The 18,162-nt window shown below is 34.1% G+C and carries 13 protein-coding genes; 4 read left to right on the top strand and 9 right to left on the bottom strand.

Annotated elements, in window-relative coordinates; genetic code table 11:
• Positions 1-9: 9 nt before the first annotated feature.
• The 3 genes from MSBR3_RS08700 (at position 10) to MSBR3_RS21000 (ending at position 1,447) form a co-directional block, all read left to right on the top strand.
• Positions 10-540 carry an acyltransferase gene (locus MSBR3_RS08700; RefSeq protein ID WP_080942256.1) on the top strand — a complete coding sequence of 177 codons (531 nt, stop codon included), beginning with the start codon at positions 10-12 and terminating at the stop codon, positions 538-540.
• Between the two features lie 134 nt (positions 541-674).
• Positions 675-1,172, top strand: a complete 498-nt coding sequence (locus MSBR3_RS19410; protein WP_052723341.1) for an NAD-dependent epimerase/dehydratase family protein — start codon at positions 675-677, stop codon at positions 1,170-1,172.
• Positions 1,172-1,447, top strand: a complete 276-nt coding sequence (locus tag MSBR3_RS21000; RefSeq protein ID WP_230627988.1) for a Rossmann-fold NAD(P)-binding domain-containing protein — start codon at positions 1,172-1,174, stop codon at positions 1,445-1,447. Before MSBR3_RS19410 ends, MSBR3_RS21000 begins: the two co-directional genes overlap by 1 nt.
• Positions 1,448-1,508: 61 nt before the next feature.
• On the opposite strand, the gene MSBR3_RS08690 is transcribed toward MSBR3_RS21000, so the two are convergent.
• Complete coding sequence (locus MSBR3_RS08690; RefSeq protein ID WP_080942255.1) at positions 1,509-2,180, bottom strand: glycosyltransferase family 2 protein; 672 nt, start codon at positions 2,178-2,180, stop codon at positions 1,509-1,511.
• Positions 2,181-3,620: 1,440 nt separating this feature from the next.
• On the opposite strand from MSBR3_RS08690, the gene MSBR3_RS08685 reads away from it, so the two are divergent.
• Positions 3,621-5,135: a lipopolysaccharide biosynthesis protein gene (locus tag MSBR3_RS08685; RefSeq protein WP_048110241.1), complete on the top strand. Its 1,515-nt coding sequence runs from the start codon at positions 3,621-3,623 to the stop codon at positions 5,133-5,135.
• A 277-nt stretch (positions 5,136-5,412) separates the two neighbouring features.
• Here the strand turns inward: MSBR3_RS08685 and wecB are convergent, their stop codons facing one another.
• From wecB to MSBR3_RS08645, 8 genes are all read right to left on the bottom strand, one after another.
• The gene (wecB, locus tag MSBR3_RS08680) at positions 5,413-6,483 is read right to left on the bottom strand and encodes a non-hydrolyzing UDP-N-acetylglucosamine 2-epimerase (protein ID WP_048107562.1); all 1,071 of its coding nucleotides are present in this window, start codon (positions 6,481-6,483) and stop codon (positions 5,413-5,415) included.
• A 5-nt stretch (positions 6,484-6,488) separates the two neighbouring features.
• On the bottom strand, positions 6,489-7,751 hold the full coding sequence (locus tag MSBR3_RS08675; protein WP_048107561.1) for a glycosyltransferase family 4 protein: 1,263 nt from the start codon (positions 7,749-7,751) through the stop codon (positions 6,489-6,491).
• A 267-nt stretch (positions 7,752-8,018) separates the two neighbouring features.
• Positions 8,019-9,209: a glycosyltransferase family 4 protein gene (locus tag MSBR3_RS08670; RefSeq protein WP_155396770.1), complete on the bottom strand. Its 1,191-nt coding sequence runs from the start codon at positions 9,207-9,209 to the stop codon at positions 8,019-8,021.
• A 672-nt stretch (positions 9,210-9,881) separates the two neighbouring features.
• Positions 9,882-10,829, bottom strand: coding sequence for an SDR family oxidoreductase (locus tag MSBR3_RS08665; protein WP_048107559.1), 948 nt, complete (start codon positions 10,827-10,829; stop codon positions 9,882-9,884).
• 61 nt (positions 10,830-10,890) lie between these two features.
• Positions 10,891-12,876: a hypothetical protein gene (locus MSBR3_RS08660; protein ID WP_048107558.1), complete on the bottom strand. Its 1,986-nt coding sequence runs from the start codon at positions 12,874-12,876 to the stop codon at positions 10,891-10,893.
• A gap of 490 nt (positions 12,877-13,366) precedes the next feature.
• Positions 13,367-14,416 (bottom strand): DUF354 domain-containing protein, encoded by a 1,050-nt coding sequence (locus MSBR3_RS08655; protein WP_048107557.1) that lies wholly within the window; start codon positions 14,414-14,416, stop codon positions 13,367-13,369.
• Positions 14,417-14,653: 237 nt separating this feature from the next.
• Entirely contained in the window at positions 14,654-15,427 is a 774-nt protein-coding gene (locus MSBR3_RS08650; RefSeq protein WP_048107556.1) for a polysaccharide deacetylase family protein, read from the bottom strand.
• 118 nt (positions 15,428-15,545) lie between these two features.
• A complete protein-coding gene (locus tag MSBR3_RS08645; protein WP_048107555.1) occupies positions 15,546-17,129 on the bottom strand; it encodes a glycosyltransferase family 2 protein in 1,584 nt (527 codons plus the stop codon).
• Between the last annotated feature and the right edge of the window lie 1,033 nt (positions 17,130-18,162).

Raw genomic sequence — 18,162 nt, 5'->3', positions numbered from 1 at the left:
AGGAGTTATATGATTTTTGAGAATGAGAGACCATATAAAAGCCATGGAAATGGTTTGTTCAAAGAAGAAGATTTCAAAAAATTAGGTGAAAATGTAATCTTTGAAGATAATGTGCTTGTTTTTCACCCTGAAAACATAGAGATCGGAAACAATGTATATATTGGGCACAATACGATCCTTAAAGGCTATTATAATAATAATATGTCCATTGGTGACCATACCTGGATTGGACAAAATTGTTTTATCCATTCTGCTGGGAGGATCACAATTGGGAAATGTGTAGGTATAGGCCCAATGGTAAAAATATTGACTTCTCAACATAAAGGTGATAACATAAAAATACCTGTATTATTTACCGAACTAAGTACAAAAGAAGTTGTATTAGAAGATGGTTGTGATATTGGCATTGGTTCTATAATTCTTCCTGGGGTCACTGTAGGAGAAGGAGCTATTGTTGGAGCAGGAAGTGTTGTAACTAAAGACGTAGAACCGTATACAATAGCAGCTGGCGTGCCAGCCAGATTTTTGAAATATCGGTAAAAATTTTCGAGACTTTTTATTATTTTCTGGTCTCTTTCAATTTCCACTTTGAATCGTGCAAAACAATAAAATTTTAATTATATTGAAATAAACTCTTTGTTGTGATAAGAGGAAACAAATCAATCAATAAGTTAATGGTAAAAACGGTATTTGAAGGCAACATATTAATTCCTTTACCGAAATTATTGGTTGAAAATCGCTTTCATTTTCTATTTTCTATAATATCTCCTACTCATTGCGATTACAAATATGAAGTAAAAAAGCTGCTTTTCCTTGGCTCTTCCTGTATTTACCCAAAACTCGCTCCTCAGCCTCTTAAAGAAGAATATCTATTGACCGGCTTTCTTGAAGAGACAAATGAAGCCTATGCAATAGCTAAGATTGCAGGCATTAGACTCTGTAAACATTACAACCAGCAGTATGAAACTAATTTCATTTCCGTGATGCCTACCAACCTATACGGACCTAATGATAGTTTTTATCTTGAAACCTTCCATGTGATGCCTGCATTGGTAAGGAAGTTCCATGAAGCGAAGGTGAATAACAAACCTGAAGTTGTTGTTTGGGTCACAGGCAAGCCTCTCAGGGAGTTCATGAATGTGGATAATATGACTGAAGCATGTGTTTTTTGATGGAAAATTATTATACTTTTTCTAAGATAGGAGAGTTTGTAAATATAGGGATTGGAGAGAATGTTACAATCAGTGAACTTGTGGAATTAATGAAGAAGGTTGTAGGGTTTGAAGGGAAGACTAATTATGATACTTTAAAGCCTGATGGAATTCCAAGAAAGTTGATGGATGTTTCGAGGTTGATGGATTGGGATAGAAAGTCAAAATTTCACTTGAAGATGGAATTAAAGAAACTCATGAGTTGTATCAAAATCAAATCAAGTGAAAGGTTTTGATTGCATATAAATGAGGAATCTAACAGAATAAAATCCACAAAAAAGAAAAATTGTATCCTCTTCAAATTGTATGGGTAAAAACAAATTTCATGTTATGAAGGCCGAATTTGCCTGCATCTGCAAGCATTTCGCTTTCTATAGCCATGCCATTAGCTTTAAAACGAAAAATGTCTTTTGTTGAGGCTGAGAAGGCTCGAAAGCCGCTCTGGGAATCGGTGATCTGAAGCCCTGAACTTAGCTTGGTAGCTCCATCAAGAATAGTCTGGCCGACGCGGCGGTAGGAAGGAGTATTCTTTCCCAGGCCGTTTAAGTATCGGCTGCCGTTAACCATATCGGCTTTACCTCTGATAATAGGGTCAACAATTTTCTGGATCTCGGCAGGATTGTGCTGGCCATCGGAATCCATGGTAACTATTATATCTGCGCCAAAGTTGGCTGCGGCTGCAAAGCCGGTCTTGAGAGCTGCGCCTTTCCCTTTGTTTACCTCATGAACAATTACCTCAGCTCCTGCTTTCCTGGCAATCTCGGCTGTCCTGTCCGAGCTGCCGTCATCGACCACGATTACGCTGTCGGCATAGTATTTTGTAAGCAGGACTATACTTCCGATGTAAACTTCTTCATTATATGCAGGAAGAATCACCGTAACATTCTGCGGGGTTGTACTCTTTACACACTCACTTTGTTTTTGAACTGTGCACTGGGCACTCTTATCCACTATTTTTTCTTCGCTCAATTTGGATAACCCCTGATATTAGCAAACGAAAGTGAATTTGCGTACTAGCCTGAAAGTCCATTTAATTCTTATAATATTATAAGTGTGTAATATATACTGCAATATTAACTTTTTGGAGACTAATATGAATGACTATCATATAAATTTACTGTAATTATTCTAGGGGATACAAATAATTGGGGAGTAATGTTATTGTTCAACGTATTGGTAAAAAATAAAAATATAGTTGAGTGATTTAGCTAAAGGCCTGGAAATATAGCTCTGTAAATATAATTCCCACGAACGGCATCTCGCGAAATATAAATTAAGACTTCAAAAAAGCTATTCTTTGAACCTCAGGGCATCTTTTATTATAATTTGTAGATGAAATTCATATTTGGAAGATTGTTATTAAAATATACAAGATTTGATGCAACTTGAGGCAATTTATGAATATAGGAAGAAAAGTTGGTGGAAAACAAGAGGGTTGGTGAGGCAATTTTTTCCAAATTCCAATCTCTTTATGGTATGTTTAGTCAGGTGTAGTATCAAATGTACTAAAATTCTGGAAGAGCGATGATTGACTTGTTTATCTCTTAATTCTCTTTTGATTTTACTCTGCTATTTTCTAACGGTTTTAACCACTTTTACTGAGAAATCTTTCAACGCATTTGTCTTTTTAAATCGAAAATTTAAACTGGATCGACATATATATAAAGTAAAAAAATAATTAAGTTTGCTACTGGGATCTTTAAATTTGCTACAAAGATCTGTAAAAAAGATTACCAACTGTGCCCGTTATAATTTAATAAATTGAGTTAAATAACTAAGTAAAAAATTTAAGATATATCATCAAAGTAGCAAAAATTATGATATAAATGGAAAAAACTGATCAGGGTCTTTGTAAGGAGTTAAGCAAAAATGGGTCTGCGTGATATTTACTATTATTCTATTGCATTTGCTATGATGGCTGGTGTAATAATTGCTTATCTTCTTAATCTGGATATAGATCAGAAACCTAATGGGAGAATTTGTGTCAGGTTTAGAGCTTCTGATAGTTTCTCAAAGTCAGAGAAACAATAACATTTAAGTTATTTTCATTTGTATTCGGTTAAGGATTTTGAGCTGCTGATCTCGATTTCGACGGAAAAACTCAAACCCAAATGTTTAGTGTTTAAATTGAAATCGATATCAGATTCCAGTTTTGCATTTGATGAATAATTTAACAAATTTTATGAAAATCAATGCAATTGATAACGATTTTTCCTCAACCGATGACCAATGAAGTTATTTTGAGGGTGAAAAAATGGTGCTGTTTTATTTTATTAATGAAGCTAGGAATATATTAAATATTTTATATCTCATAAATTCTCATTTTATTGCTCTTCTCCCTCAAAAGCGTAAATTTTGAAAAGTATAATATTCCACGTTCTAAAAAGTAAATAATGTTTGGTACTTAATATGAATGAAATTGAAAAAAATATAGACAAGAGATCGCACCAAAAAAGAAAAAGTACGAGTTTTTTATCCGATGTGTTAACATTAGTAGGTGGAACCACTTTTGCCCAAATCCTTACGATTCTATCAGCTCCTATTTTAACTCGTCTTTACGGACCCGAAGATTTCGGGGTATGGTCTCTTTTTATTTCTATAACGAGCATTATCAGTGTCATCGCATGCATGAGATATGATTATTGTATAGTATTGCCTGAATCGGACGAAGATGCTGTGAACCTGTTAGGATTGAGTTTTCTAGCAGTGCTGATTATAAGCAGTTTAACATTACCGATCATATGGTGTTTCAAACAACCGATAGTTAGCATTTTGAATTCTCCGCAGATAGGGAATTATCTCTGGCTTACATCTCCTTTTGTGTTTATAAATGGCATGTTTCTTGCACTGAATCAATGGAACTCACGGACAAAAAAATTTAAGAGGTTGTCTTTCTCTAGAATTTCCAGTTCAATTTCGACTATAGCAACGCAGATAGGTTTGGGGCTTGAAAGAAACTACAGCAAAAGTGGCCAAATAATAGGCAGTATTGTTGGATTGTTTATAGCTACACTTGTACTTGGAGGGCAGATATGGAGAGATGACAAAATTCTAATTAGAAAAAATTTGAGCTGGAAAAAGATCTATGAAGTTCTTGGACGATATCGCAAGTTTCCACTTATAGATAGTTGGTCTGCCCTCATGAACACAATCTCGTGGCAGCTTCCGACTTTTCTTCTTGCAGCTTTCTTTGCACCTACAGTAGTAGGCTTTTATTCTCTTGGATTTCGCCTTCTACAATTGCCTATGAGCTTCATTGGTAGTTCAATTTCGCAGGTATTTTTCCAGAGGGCAGCAAAAGCCAGACTTGAGGGTAATCTTGATTCCCTTGTTGAAAGCACGTTCAGAATGCTTGTGATCATAGGGATGTTTCCTATGCTGACTCTAACAATTGTAGGTAGTGATGTTTTTATTGTAATTTTTGGGAAAGCATGGGCAGAGGCAGGTGTCTATGCTCAGATATTGAGTCTCTGGGCATTTATTTGGTTCATTTCATCTCCTTTAAGCACTATATATGTAGTAATGGAAAAGCAACAATTTGGTTTCCTCTACAATTTTCTTAATTTAGCCACCCGTCTTCTATCTCTTACTATCGGTGGCCTGCTTGGAAGCGCTCGAATTGCACTGGTTCTCTTTTCAATATCAGGGATTATAGTATACGGCTATTTATGCTTGAAGATGATGTACTACTCAGGGATAGCTATTTCTAGAACACTAGAAATAGTATTTACTAACGCTCTTCTTTTTATTCCTGCAGGAATTGTTCTTATCGTTTTTAAAGTGACTGGAATAAATCAGAGTCTATTTGTCTTCTGTTCCTTCATGGCTATTTGTATTTATTATATATATATTTTGAAAACAGATGTACAAGCAAATAAGATTATGACTTCGTTTGGAATTAATAAGTGGGTCAAAAATAGGTAAAATTGATACTCGGAGGAGAAATTCTACATGTTGAGCCTATCTCAAAACCAATATAATGCCAGAATAGGAGTTATAATATTGGCGGTAATAGTAGATTAGATAATGTTTTGGGATAAGCTCATATTATAATTGAGCTGATCCCAAAACCCAAAATTGCTTCTCTGAATTCTGTATTCTGAATAATCAATCAAGTTTCTGATCATGAAAACAATCTTGAAAATTTTTGATGATTAAGAACTAAATGGCTTTTGGGGTAGGCTCGTTGTTAATGGAAAATTTATGAAATATTTCCATTATTTAATATTTTACAAATCTTTTCACTTGAATTTCCTATTCCAAAAACATCCTTTTTGCTTGTAGACCCTTTGGAACATTTGATTGCATCTACAATGTTTTTATAATCCGTCCCTACAAGTACATTTCCTCCATCTTCTACAGTTTCAATCCACTCAGTGTTCTCCCTCATAGTTATGCAGGGCACCCCAAGCATGTATGCTTCCTTCTGAACCCCTCCAGAGTCTGTAAGGATCTTTCTTGAATGAGCCATGAGTTTTAACATCTCTAGATATCCAAGAGGAGGAATGACCCTTACTTTTTCACATAATTTGTCCCATAATCCATAATGCTTCAGGTATTTCTCAGTTCTTGGGTGTACCGGAAACACAATAGGAATATCAACGTCACAGAATGCATTAACTATAGATGAAAGGTTGCTAAAGCTGTCGGTATTAGAAGCCCTGTGCACAGTTGCAATCAGATATTCTTTTGAACTGAGTCCCATATTTTCCAAAACCGTGGATTTTCCTTCTGCGATTTTAATATTGTGTTCAAGAGCATCAAGCATCACATCTCCTACATTGTACACTCCAGTTGTGATTCCCTCATTTTTGAGGTTTAAAACGGCTGTCTCAGTGGGGCAGAAGAGTAAATCAGAGATATGATCTGTGAGTATTCTATTGATCTCTTCTGGCATACTTCTGTCAAAAGAACGAAGGCCGGCTTCTACATGGGCAACTTTGATGTAAAGTTTGGAGGCGGCCAGAGCCCCCGCAACTGTGGAGTTGGTGTCTCCATATACTATGACAAGATCCGGTTTCTCTTTGAGAAGAATCTTTTCGATTTCAATAAGCATTTTTCCTGTTTGTTCACCGTGGCTAGTTGAGCCTACACCAAGATTGTAGTCAGGTTCAGGGATCTGTAATTCTTTGAAGAATATGTCGGACATTTCGGGGTCATAGTGCTGGCCAGTGTGCACAAGGATTTCTGTATGCTCTTTACGGATTGCGCGGGAGAGAGGGGCGCATTTAATAAATTGGGGACGAGCGCCTACAATTGATAGAATCTTCATATTGATCAACTACATACATTAAATACAAATGCTAGTTCTTTAGTTAAATTTTCTCTACTGTATTTAGATATAAGACTAGATGAACAATCAATTATTTCCTTATTGTTTTTCCATGAATCAAATAAATATAATAGAGTGTTATAAATACTATACTCATCTGTTGGGTTTGCAAATATACCTAATTTTGATTCTTTAATTATGTCTGCAGCATCTGAGTCTTTTGGTGCCAAAGCAAGTATTGGTTTTCCAAAAGCAATGTATTCAAACACTTTTCCACTTGTAATTTGGCGGACATTTTTTCCTGTCTCCATAATAAATACAAGAACATCCGCCATTTCAAGATATCCAAGACTTTTACTGTGAGGCTGATACCCTTTTAAAATGACACAATCATTGATGCAATATTTATATATATTTTCCACATAATTATTATGTATATTTCCAACTAAATATAGTTTTATTTGGTAATATATATCTGGCTGCTCACGTTTCATTATACTTAATGCTTTAAATAAGTAAATAGGATCTCTAGAAATATCATTTAACGAGCCACAATATACTAAATTAAATGTTTTTGAATCTTTTTCCACAAGAGATATATTCTTTAGATCTTGAACATCAAAACCATTGGTAATAGCTATAAAATCATCGGGAGATTTGTATTTGTGGAATTGTGTAATAAAATCACTTTTCATGGAGTTTGTAGCGAGTACAACTTTATCTGCATACTTCACGCAAATATTGAACATGAAATTCTCAATAGGGAGCTTCCATTTTAATACCTTTTTAATTGGTCTCCGTGGATCCAATATCCATGCATCTCTAAAATCAAGAATTAACGGTTTTCCTGTTAATAGTTTTAAAAATATTCCAATAATGTAACTTGAGAAAGGGTCTCCAGTCACATAAATAATATCAATTTTCTCTTTTTTAATCAAAAGAAAACCCTCATATAAGGCAAAAGGAATCCACCAAACGCTTAAATCAGGTATCGAAATAGAATATACTAATACAAATATTAGATATCTAATAATGCTTTTTTTTGATTTCATTCTAGGTTGCAAAGTGAATGTTCGAGTTATCTTTATACTAGAAGGGAGATCTTCTAAAAGTGAAGGATCGTGTGTAGGAAGTAGTTTTTTCTTTGAAGTAAGCACTATAGGATCCCAACCAAAATGATCCAAATATTTCACAAATTTTGCAGTCCTTTGAACTCCTGGCCCACCTTCAGGAGGGAAGTAGCAAGCAACTATCAAAGCTTTTTTCATACAATCACCCTAATCGAGACTTCTGTTATAGATGACTTCATTTGCGTTATAGAGTATCATAATTTAACTATAGACGCAAAGAATGCACGAACCACTTCACTTTCAAAAATCAACTAGTGTCGCGTCGATCAATAAGGGCCCGTAGCGAGACAACCTGTGTAATTTGTAATTCATAGCGATTTTCGATTTATCAATTGATATCTAAAGAATCAGGTCCAATTTGAAAACTGATATAAGCTCTCTGAAATACATGGAAATAAGCATACATTATAAACTGCGCAATACAGATTCAATTTCATGAATAATGGTATCCCAACTGCACTTATCAACCATATCTTTTCTTGCATGTTTTTTAATCATATTAAGTTTTTTCACATCAGTATTGAATATTTCAATCAATTGTTCATCCAAATTTTCAGACTCAGGATCCAAGAGAAAACCATTTACACCATTGGAAACAATTTCTTTCATTGAACCGGAGTTGTTCGTTATTACTATATTTTCACAACTCATAGCTTCTTGTAGTGCCATTCCATAAGTTGGAAGTGGATCTTTCATTACAAACCAAAAAAAATCAGCTGCTGAAAGGAAAAATGGAATCTGATCATGAGAAATAAATCCTGTAAAAACAGTTTTGTTACTTAACCCAAGTTTTTTACATTTACTTTCCATATTATATATATAATCTCCATCACCTACAATCATTACTTTTACGTTATTATTGTTAATTTTGGATACCACTTCAAGGAGTTTTTCAACTGACCATAATCTTGTTGGAACTTTTTTAGATAACCTCCCAACGAAACAAATGAGTACATCATTATCAGAAATGCCATATTTTGAGCGAATAGTTCTACGGCAAGCAGAATCATTACTAAATGAATTTACATCTACTGAATAGTAGATTAACTCTATTTTATCATTTGAGACATTTAAATCTAAAAGTTCATTTTCAATAGTTTTTGAAATCACAATAATTCTATCAGATATTTTAGAGCAAATCTTTGATTGAATCTTTATAATATTTTTTTTCATATGGTAATGGATTTTATTATCCCTCACACTTTTGAATTCAGGCATTATGTCCAATTCTTTGAGAGCGCCTCCTTGCACAGAAAAAACTATTGGCGCACCATAAATTTTAGTTACTGGATAATAAAATGGAATTAACCTTCTTGAAGGAGTATATAATATCGCATTATTTTTATTCAATATGTTAAAAAGCTTAATTACACTATATGTCACAAAACCTATTTTGTTGAAAGGAACATAATTAAAATTAACACCTAAACTTCTCAGCGCTTTTTCTTCATTCTTATATTGTTCTGAAAAAGGACAACAAATTGCTTCAATTTTCCAACCTTTTTCTGCAAGTCTCTTCATCAACTCCCTATCCCAGTTACCGCGTCCGTTATAATAAGTATATTCTACAAAAACAAGTAATTTTTCCGCAGTCAACACACCAGCTCCTTAGATAAGTATAATACAATCGCCTATAAGCACTTCTCTTTAACTCACTACTTATGAATTTTCATACACTTTTATAAATTGATTTCCAAGATTTAGCTTCATTAGTCATTGGTTTAGGAGTTTTCTTGGCTGTAAACTATCGATTTTGCACCTTCAGTCTGATTTAACCTTTGGCCTTTTTACATGAAATCGATATCTCGTTCCAGTCTTCAATATATTAAAATTTATAACGATTTTTGTGTAAATGGAGGCATTTGTTAAGAGCCCTCACTTAGCCGAAGACGCGTGGATTTAGCTTCAACAGTTATGCCTGTAATTGTTGCAACAAATCTTGTATCTCGTTTGAGTAGTTGCATTATTTCGCCTCATGACATATATTTAATTCTACAATTGAGATAAAATATTTGATATACCCCACATTCTGCAGTATTTTTTCGAAAATCAATACTTTTCTTGATAGCGTTTTCGCAACAGACTTGATTAATTTCAACTATTTGCAGAAAGTTGTGAAAATTGATTGATATCATTTTCTAGCCTCTAAATAAACTACTTAGGTGCTTTTGCCTACTGCGTGAAAGTCCAATAAATCCACGTCTAGTTGAAAACCGATAGCGGGAAAATTGTTGATTTACGAAAATTTGCTGCGGAAAGTTGGATATATCATTTATTCTGTGAGATCATCCAATCGACATACTTTCTTATTCCGTCATTAATTGTTACCATAGGTTTCCAATCTAATTCTCTTTTAGCTTTTTCATTGTTAGCCAATGTGTGTTCAGCGTCTCCTTTAATACATTCCTTGAAAACTATGTCTGAAGTACTACCAGTGACAGAAATTATCGTGTCAGCAAGATCCATTATGGAAATTGAGTGTCCTCCTCCGATATTATATTCACCTTTACCTTTATGCATAGCAATCATGTTTGCGTCAACAATATCATCAACATATGTAAAATCTCTAGTTTTACTTCCATCCCCAAATATTGTAATAGAACTGTTTTGCAGAGCAGCCTTCGTAAAAATACTAATAGCAAGATCAGGTCTCATCCTTGGCCCATAAACTGTGAAATATCTTAAAGATATAGTTTTCAAACCATATAATTCAGAAAAAACTCTACAGTAATGTTCGGCCATTAGTTTAGATACACCATAAGGGGATACTGGAAAAGTTGGATGCTGTTCATCAAACGGCAAATAGCTTATTTGTCCATAAACTGAAGAAGAAGAAGCAAATATGAATTTCTTAATATCAAAATCAAGTGCAGTTTTTAATAAATTTAAAGTTCCTGTAGCATTAACTTCATGTGGTTTCATAGGATTATCCACGGAAGTTCTAACTCCCGCTTGTGCAGCTTGATGAAAAATATAATCAACTCCACAAAAAAGATCCTTCAATAAAACGATGTCTCTAATATCACCTTTCACTAATGTAAAATTGTCATTTTTCAAATAAAGTTCAACGTTTCTTTTTTTAGTTTGCGTAGAATAATACGGATCAAAATTATCAAGACATATTACCTCATACCCTTTACTCAACAACTTTTCTATGAGATGCGATCCGATAAATCCTGCACCACCAGTTACAATTGCCTTTGATTCTTTTGACATTTTAAAAACCTCTAAATAATAAAAGAGATATCCTCAAATAAAGTAAACAAATACATGAATACTACGTCTTTACGTATATTCTTGCAGAGTTCACTGAATAAATTAAATTATCATAATTAATAACTGAATCAACGTATTTATTAAAGGAATATTCTTCAGAAATACCAAACGTACTACATAAAATAAAGTTTTGGTTATCAAGGAAATAATTCCTGACCAAGATATTAGAATTGGGATTTTCTGTATTGAGATTATATTGAAAACTCTGCAGGTTAGCATCTGAAACATTTAAGATTTCTACGTTGGAAACCTGCAAACGATTTATTAATGGATCTACATATAATACTTCATTATTTTGAAATGTTGAACTCCATCCTATTGCAGATAGCTCTGATAAAGTTAGTTCTGTTCGATAATCTCTGTCTGAACAGTACAAAGGATCATTTCTATTAATGAAAGGAGTTGTGAGCATTAGGAATATAAAAGATGTGAACACCAAAATAAACATAATCTGCTGCCATTTTGCTTTATTTAGGGCCGTGTATATTACATATATTGAATAGGAAGCAAAAATTACTAAAAATAATTCGTAAAATGAGAGAACACGATGAGGGATGAAAACTTGATCAAGTCCAAAATAAGTAAAAATATATATAAATGTAAACAATATTGCTGTTGCACAGATGTATGAAAATGAAACTGTAAACTTATTTTTATTAGAAATAATAAGAAGAAGTCCAATGACCGCAAAAGCCGTAAGAATAGAGTTACCAGCACTATAAAGCAGATTTGACAAGATACTATATTGGGAAAAATAGTTTCCATATGATGTTGCCAATACATCACTTTGAGATGTATACTCTATATACATTCGGGTCAAGGTATGTACTAGACGATAAGTTACTTTGTCAAAAAAACTAAGATTGTCTCCACTCAGACCGGTAAATGACCATTGAGTTATAAGTGATACAAAGAATAAGAGTATTGTATTTAAACTTATATTTGTAGCCCCACTTTTTACAGTTGAATATTTCAAGGGATTAACATTATAGAGAGCAAAAAAGTATCTGCCCAATAACAAACCAATAAAAATCAAAAAAACAAAGAAAGTAGTCAATTGATGTGTCAATATCATAGCATATATTACAACTAAGGTTATAAATGGAAAAGGCTCTTTTTTTTCTTTGATCAAACTATATAACATTATAATGAAAAAACAATGCACAAGTGAACATGTATAAATACTTGTGACTCCTCGAACAAAAATCATGTTTGCAAGGTTTAACAATATTACTGAAATAAGTCCTACTTTTTCATGATAGGTTTCCTTTACCAAAATAAATAAGAATAAACTTAATATTATGATAAATGGAGCCGCTACTGTGTAGAAGAGCAAAGTTTGAAAATTAGTGGCTAAAATAATGCCACTTTGCGCTTCGAATATGTGCCATAAAGGAGTGCTTGTGTACTTAAGTGCAATATCATATCCAGGAACATATCCCGTATTTATTATATATTTTGCAACACTAATATGGAATTGTGTGTCATACCCCGGTATTATGGGAAATGTAAAAAATCTGCTAGCTCTAAACATAAGTGAAAGCAATAAAATCTTACCAATGATTAACCAATTAAAATAGCTACCTTTAATAAGAAATATTTCAATAAATATTGTAGAGAATCCGATGGTTATTAAAACAAAATAAGCTGCAGGCCTAAAGTAAAGTGAATTATATAAGATGATATTTGACAATGAAATACAGGTAAAAAATAAAATGTTTAAGAGAAGTAGCTTTCTTTTTCTATAACTATAAAGACCCTCTTTAAACTCAATGAAGTTTATTTTAAACTTTTTGAGGCACAAATAGATAACAGCACCAAGAAAAAACGCAAATCCCATTCCATATTGGCCAATCCCTGAAAAGTAGGAAAGATAAATTATAGAAAATCCACCAAATAGAAAAATGAAACAAATTAATATGTCACGATTTTCAAAAAAAATCTTTAGAACAGAGAATATTTTAGTTAATTGTCTCCTGTGAATCATTTTTAGCCTCTTGAGAATGCCATAATTAGGATATACGATAGCATTAAAAGTCTATCCGAAAAGTGTTGTAACCTATCGTCACGTCCATAACTGCTGCACGAAAAACCGCTTTGTATCTCACTTAATTGTTTCATTATTTAGCCTCTTTGCTCTTACTATACTGTAACTTTTATAGCATCCATTATCGACTTTTTCGGATAGATTCTAAGATGTTTTCAGCGTTTTCGTTTAAGATGCAGTCTATACGAAATGTGTTATTTTTGTTGCTGTTTGTGTAAACCTCTAAATGTAAGTCAAGATGTACAGACATTATTGTAGTCATTTTAACATTAACATATTACTTAACCGATGATACATGAAGATGGTTTCAATTAAAACCATACTTTTTGAGAACGCACACAAAGAAGCGATAGTCTCTTAAACAATCGTATACTCTGTGCAATATTAATCCTACTAGTTGTATCAAAGCTGAAAATATGAATTTGTGATATTATCGAATTTGCTGCTTGTCTATTTGCTCTATAAAATCAACCATAAATTGAGTTAAATCAATTTTTTCATTTAATAGTTTTATCCTTTTTTCCTTACCTTCTAACTTTAAATTTTGATTTTCAAGTAATTTTAATGCTTTTTCTAAGGATTTCTGACCCATTGTCTTTTCATCATGGAAATTAAAAACAAGATTATATTTTTCCTCCTGTTCGTCGGTATATCCACGTCCTGCGTAATCACAAAATATTGCATGAGTACCAAGAACTGCAGCTTCAGAAGCCATCGTTCCACTCTCACTATAAAGTAAAGTTGCGTAGTACAACAAGTGATGAATTTTCTCAGGAGAAAGTGATATTTTATAACTCTCCAGCTCTAGCGGTAGCATATTTTCAGAAGATATAAATACTTTTCCATATTTTTTGAAAGATTCTACTATCATTATTTTATCATTCAAAGTCAAACCTTTGTGTCCGATATCATGATTTGAACCCCATGAGACAAACCTTAAAACTATAAAAGTTTCGTTTTCATTTAATCCAATATTTCTTAGTATTTGAGGGTCCGGGGTAAAATAATTGGGATGTAGATATGCTAATTGATGATAACTCATATGCTTTATATGATTACTCCCATAATCTTTTTTGTAACTGGTTGAAGTCAGAATATAGTCAGTAAGTGGTAAAGTTAGTTTTGAAGTAATTTTTGCGTTTTCTGCATCTTCTAAATATATAGATTTTTTCCTCAATACTTTTGCAGTAATTGCTAAGGAAGGGTCCATCAAAGAAAGCACTATATCAGGATCAAATTGTTTCAAAATTGGAAAGAATTTTAGCACTCTTTGAACCATTTCCATAGATAAACCAAATAATCCACTTTGGGCATCACTTATAAATACGTATTCAAAACCATATTTATCTAAAAGCTTGCAACTAACCTCTTTGTTTCTTGCAACTATTTTTATAATATGACCTTTATTTTGAAGTTTCCATATGAGGTTTTTAAACAAATGAACGTGTGCTGGGTGCCCGATATTGATCAATATCTTCATACTGTTGGTCCTTTACTTTTTTCATACTACAAAAATACATTTGAACTGAAGTTTTAGTTGTAAATAATTTCTAACTGTACTACTAACTTTCAATTATGATCATACGATTTTTTTAGGCTCGCAGCGAACCTGTGTAATTTGTAATTTATAATAAATTTCGATTAGTCTGGATGATGCCAAAAACATTATGTCCAATTGGGGAAGACACGCATGTTATTTCGTCGCGAGTACTTAATTTCATTTCCTGACCGCCATTAACCCTTTTTTTACAAAATTAACTGCAAAATCCATGCCAAAATAAAGTCCCCAGTCGATCATTGAACTTGACCATCTTTCGGGATGGCTCAGGAGGTATAAATTGTCTAACTCTCTGCTCTCAACCAGATTAATAAGTTCGGAAGTGGTATCAACCGAGAAATTTTCGGTTTTTCCTGGGATGAAGTCTCTTACACAGTTTTTTGTGCTCCAGCTCCTGCCTGTATCTGAGAGGTAGTTAAGTTCATGACCTGTAGAGAGGTAGGCTTCGCCAAGGATGCCAAATTTGCGGAAATCGTGGACTTTCCAGAGGTCCCGGTTATCAAATTTAGAGAGAGGACGGCCATGCATGGAAATCGTCTTGATGTCGCAGATCTTGCGGAATTCTGAGAGGTGATGTTCAAAGAGTTTTATAGCTTTTGAGTAATCACCTCCAGTATCGCTAAGGACTTCGTAATGGTAGCCGATTTCATGGCCCAAATCTGCAATTTCTTTTATTATTTTGGGGATGAAGACCTTTTTTGTGGCTCGGAAGTAATAGGTAGCCTTTATTCCGAGTTCTGACTCTATTCTGGCAGTTTCAAGGGAGTTGCCAGGCATCCTATCCACATCATGACGGATTATGGCAAATCTTTTCGGCAGGTGTTCTGAGCTAAAATATTCTGCCATTGTAATTGATTTATAGTTCCTTGCCAGCGAACTGGATAAATCCCAGAATTCGGGAATTGTGAAGTCTAATTCCTTAAAATTAAACATGTAAATCACCGGGGGAAGAGATTTAGAGTAATTGATGAGTTTAAGGTTCTAAAATCTACTTGACTGTCATCTATTTTTCGTCACAAATTCTCACAGCTCTCCGCCTAAAAATTAACTTTCATGCCATTTTTGAATAATTTGACTTATTTGCCTGCATGTCAAAGATCATTGCAAAGAATAGAAGCTGCATACCTACCAGGAAAGTAAACACGAATAGCAGGGGATAGTTCTGGGAAACTGGCCCGTGGAAAATTAGCTTTTCCAGGACGATCCATAATCCAAAAATCAAACCCAGAGGGACAAGTATCATGCTTGCAAAGTAAAAGAGCACGAGAGGATGGAAGTCGAGTACCATATACTTCATCCTCAGGCGCCATAAGAAGCCTTTGAAGAGCATGGGGGCTACTTTTCGGATGTACTTGCCGTACCTTATTTTTGATTTTTCGCTTCCGTAGCGGGCTGGCATTGTTACATCGACTACTCTCATGCCAAAGGCGTTCATTTTGAGCAGTATATCGTTGCAGTAGCCGTAATAGGTATAAATTGAATCGAGGTCTATGGTTTCCAGGGCATACTTTGAGATTACGGTATATCCGTTCTGGGGGTCGGCTATGTTCCAGTAGCCGCTGCCGATCTTGGTTAGCATGGACAGCATTCCGTTTCCGAAGGCTCGCCAGGGGGACATTCCTTGTCGCATTTCTCTGGAAAGGAGGCGGTTGCCTTTTGCATAGTCGGCTTTGCCTTCAATGATGGGCATTATGAGTTTGGGGAGCTGGTAAGGGTCCATCTGGTTGTCCCCTGCCATGACTGCGACCAGGTCCATTTCATCGGCAAGGGCTTGTTTGTAGCCGTTTATGATGGCTGCTCCTACGCCTTTGTTTACTTCGTGATGAATTGGGACTACGCGAGGGTCAGTCATGCTATTAATGATCTCGGCTGTACGGTCAGTGCTTCCGTCGTTAATGACGTAGATTTTATCCACGTAGGCAGGAATGTTGTCAATTGTTTCCTGGATAAGGCGTTCTTCATTATAGGCAGGTACTACAACTCCGATTTTATAAGCTCTGAAGAGGGAAGCTTCGTGTTCTTCCTGAATATCGATATGCAGTACTTTTACGTCGCATCTTTGAGCGCTATTTATGAGAGAACGCATAGAGAAAAGGGAAATCTGAGAAATGTCTATTTTTGAGAGGCAGTTTTTTGAAAAAGCAACAAAACCAATGGGTCTGGATTCTGTGTTTTTGTTATTGAGTTTAAGTACATTTTCCGAACTCTGTAGTTTGGAAAAACAAACTCCTACTGAGAGCTCAAAATCTCCATCTTTTATAGGGGCAATCATCCTTGGTATAAGACCTGGGTCATGACAAACTCCAAGGTTCATCATTACTATAATATCAGAGTCTGATGCTGCTTCAATTCCTTTCTTCAAGGAAAGTTCATTCCTTTTGGCAGTGGGGTTGCGGATTACCTGTGCCCCTGCCATTTCGGCAACATCAACCGTGTGGTCAGAACTTGCATCGTCTACAACAATAACTCTATGAGAATACTTTTTTGTCCGTAGGACAACGCTTCCTATAGAAATTTCTTCATTGTATGCAGGAAGAATCACGGTTACGTTTGGGGGTTCCGTGTCTTTAGCGCGCAGATTTTTGTTTTGGGTTACGTCCTGCAAACTGTTGCCCATCTGCAGCTCATTACTCATTTATTATTACCCCTTTCTTAAAACCACTTTTATATTTTTTTATATCTTTTAGATGGAGGACTTCGTAAGTTTATCTTAAGCACTATGGAATTTCCAATCCACACTGGCAAATACTTACGATTCAACTATAATTTAAATATGCTAATTATAAACCAAATATATTAATTATTTTTATAATTAAACGATATTTAGCCCCCTATTGCCTGAAGTGGAACAAAAATATCTAATCAGTAAGGTATTTCTTCGTTTAGGTCGGCAGATAAGTCTAAACTTAACTACTTTACTCGTAAACTATGGGGAATAATTATATAAGTTATTTAATCTTATTTAATAAATATACTAAACTAGTTGATTATATATAAAGTTAGTGAGTTAATATAAATATGTGTTAATAAAAAGAAATAAACTGATAATAAAATGGCATTGAGTTAAATATAATTTTATTATTTAATTGTATATTTTAAAAGTACCCTGCATCCAGGATAAGTAATATGAGAATTTCAGAAAACAAGATCATAATTATGAAAACAAGATCATTAGAACTAATTGATTCTGTATTCAGTCTGCAGGCATCTATATTTTATCCTGAGTTTCTTAGTAGACCTGAGTAATTAGACTTGTATCGTGATTTCCTTTTTAGCTCTCTATATCTCTTACAGGAAAGGATGAAAAAATACTCCTGGAAAAATTAACTCGAGAAATGTAACCTATCTGCCGATCCCATAGAATCTCTATTGAAAAAACTAAACTACGTAACGCCTAATGCATACTCAATCCTTTAAGGATGTTCGGTTATCAGTTTCAGGGTCAAAAGATTAAGAAAAGGAATCATTTAACATCTTTATATTGAGGGTCAAAAGATTAAGAAAAGGAATCATTTAACATTTTTATATTGAGGGTCAAAAAAGTACGAAAAGGAATCATTTAACACCTTTATATTGAAAAAGAAATAACTTGTTTCTTATTTGTAGTAATAATTGGACAGCTTTCTCAATGTGGATGGGGTCTTTAAGTTTAATTTTTTCAGTTTTTT

The sequence above is a fragment of the Methanosarcina barkeri 3 genome (genome assembly GCF_000970305.1).
Taxonomy (GTDB): Archaea; Halobacteriota; Methanosarcinia; order Methanosarcinales; family Methanosarcinaceae; genus Methanosarcina; species Methanosarcina barkeri_A.
This window is presented reverse-complemented; position numbering and strand designations above follow the sequence as displayed.

Coding starts and splice junctions, on each gene's coding strand:
- MSBR3_RS08700 (WP_080942256.1), top strand. CDS start 10: ATGATTTTTGAGAATGAGAGACCATATAAAAGCCATGGAAATGGTTTG.
- MSBR3_RS19410 (WP_052723341.1), top strand. CDS start 675: ATGGTAAAAACGGTATTTGAAGGCAACATATTAATTCCTTTACCGAAA.
- MSBR3_RS21000 (WP_230627988.1), top strand. CDS start 1,172: ATGGAAAATTATTATACTTTTTCTAAGATAGGAGAGTTTGTAAATATA.
- MSBR3_RS08685 (WP_048110241.1), top strand. CDS start 3,621: ATGAATGAAATTGAAAAAAATATAGACAAGAGATCGCACCAAAAAAGA.
- wecB (WP_048107562.1), bottom strand. CDS start 6,483: ATGAAGATTCTATCAATTGTAGGCGCTCGTCCCCAATTTATTAAATGC.
- MSBR3_RS08675 (WP_048107561.1), bottom strand. CDS start 7,751: ATGAAAAAAGCTTTGATAGTTGCTTGCTACTTCCCTCCTGAAGGTGGG.
- MSBR3_RS08665 (WP_048107559.1), bottom strand. CDS start 10,829: ATGTCAAAAGAATCAAAGGCAATTGTAACTGGTGGTGCAGGATTTATC.
- MSBR3_RS08660 (WP_048107558.1), bottom strand. CDS start 12,876: ATGATTCACAGGAGACAATTAACTAAAATATTCTCTGTTCTAAAGATT.
- MSBR3_RS08655 (WP_048107557.1), bottom strand. CDS start 14,416: ATGAAGATATTGATCAATATCGGGCACCCAGCACACGTTCATTTGTTT.
- MSBR3_RS08650 (WP_048107556.1), bottom strand. CDS start 15,427: ATGTTTAATTTTAAGGAATTAGACTTCACAATTCCCGAATTCTGGGAT.
- MSBR3_RS08645 (WP_048107555.1), bottom strand. CDS start 17,129: ATGAGTAATGAGCTGCAGATGGGCAACAGTTTGCAGGACGTAACCCAA.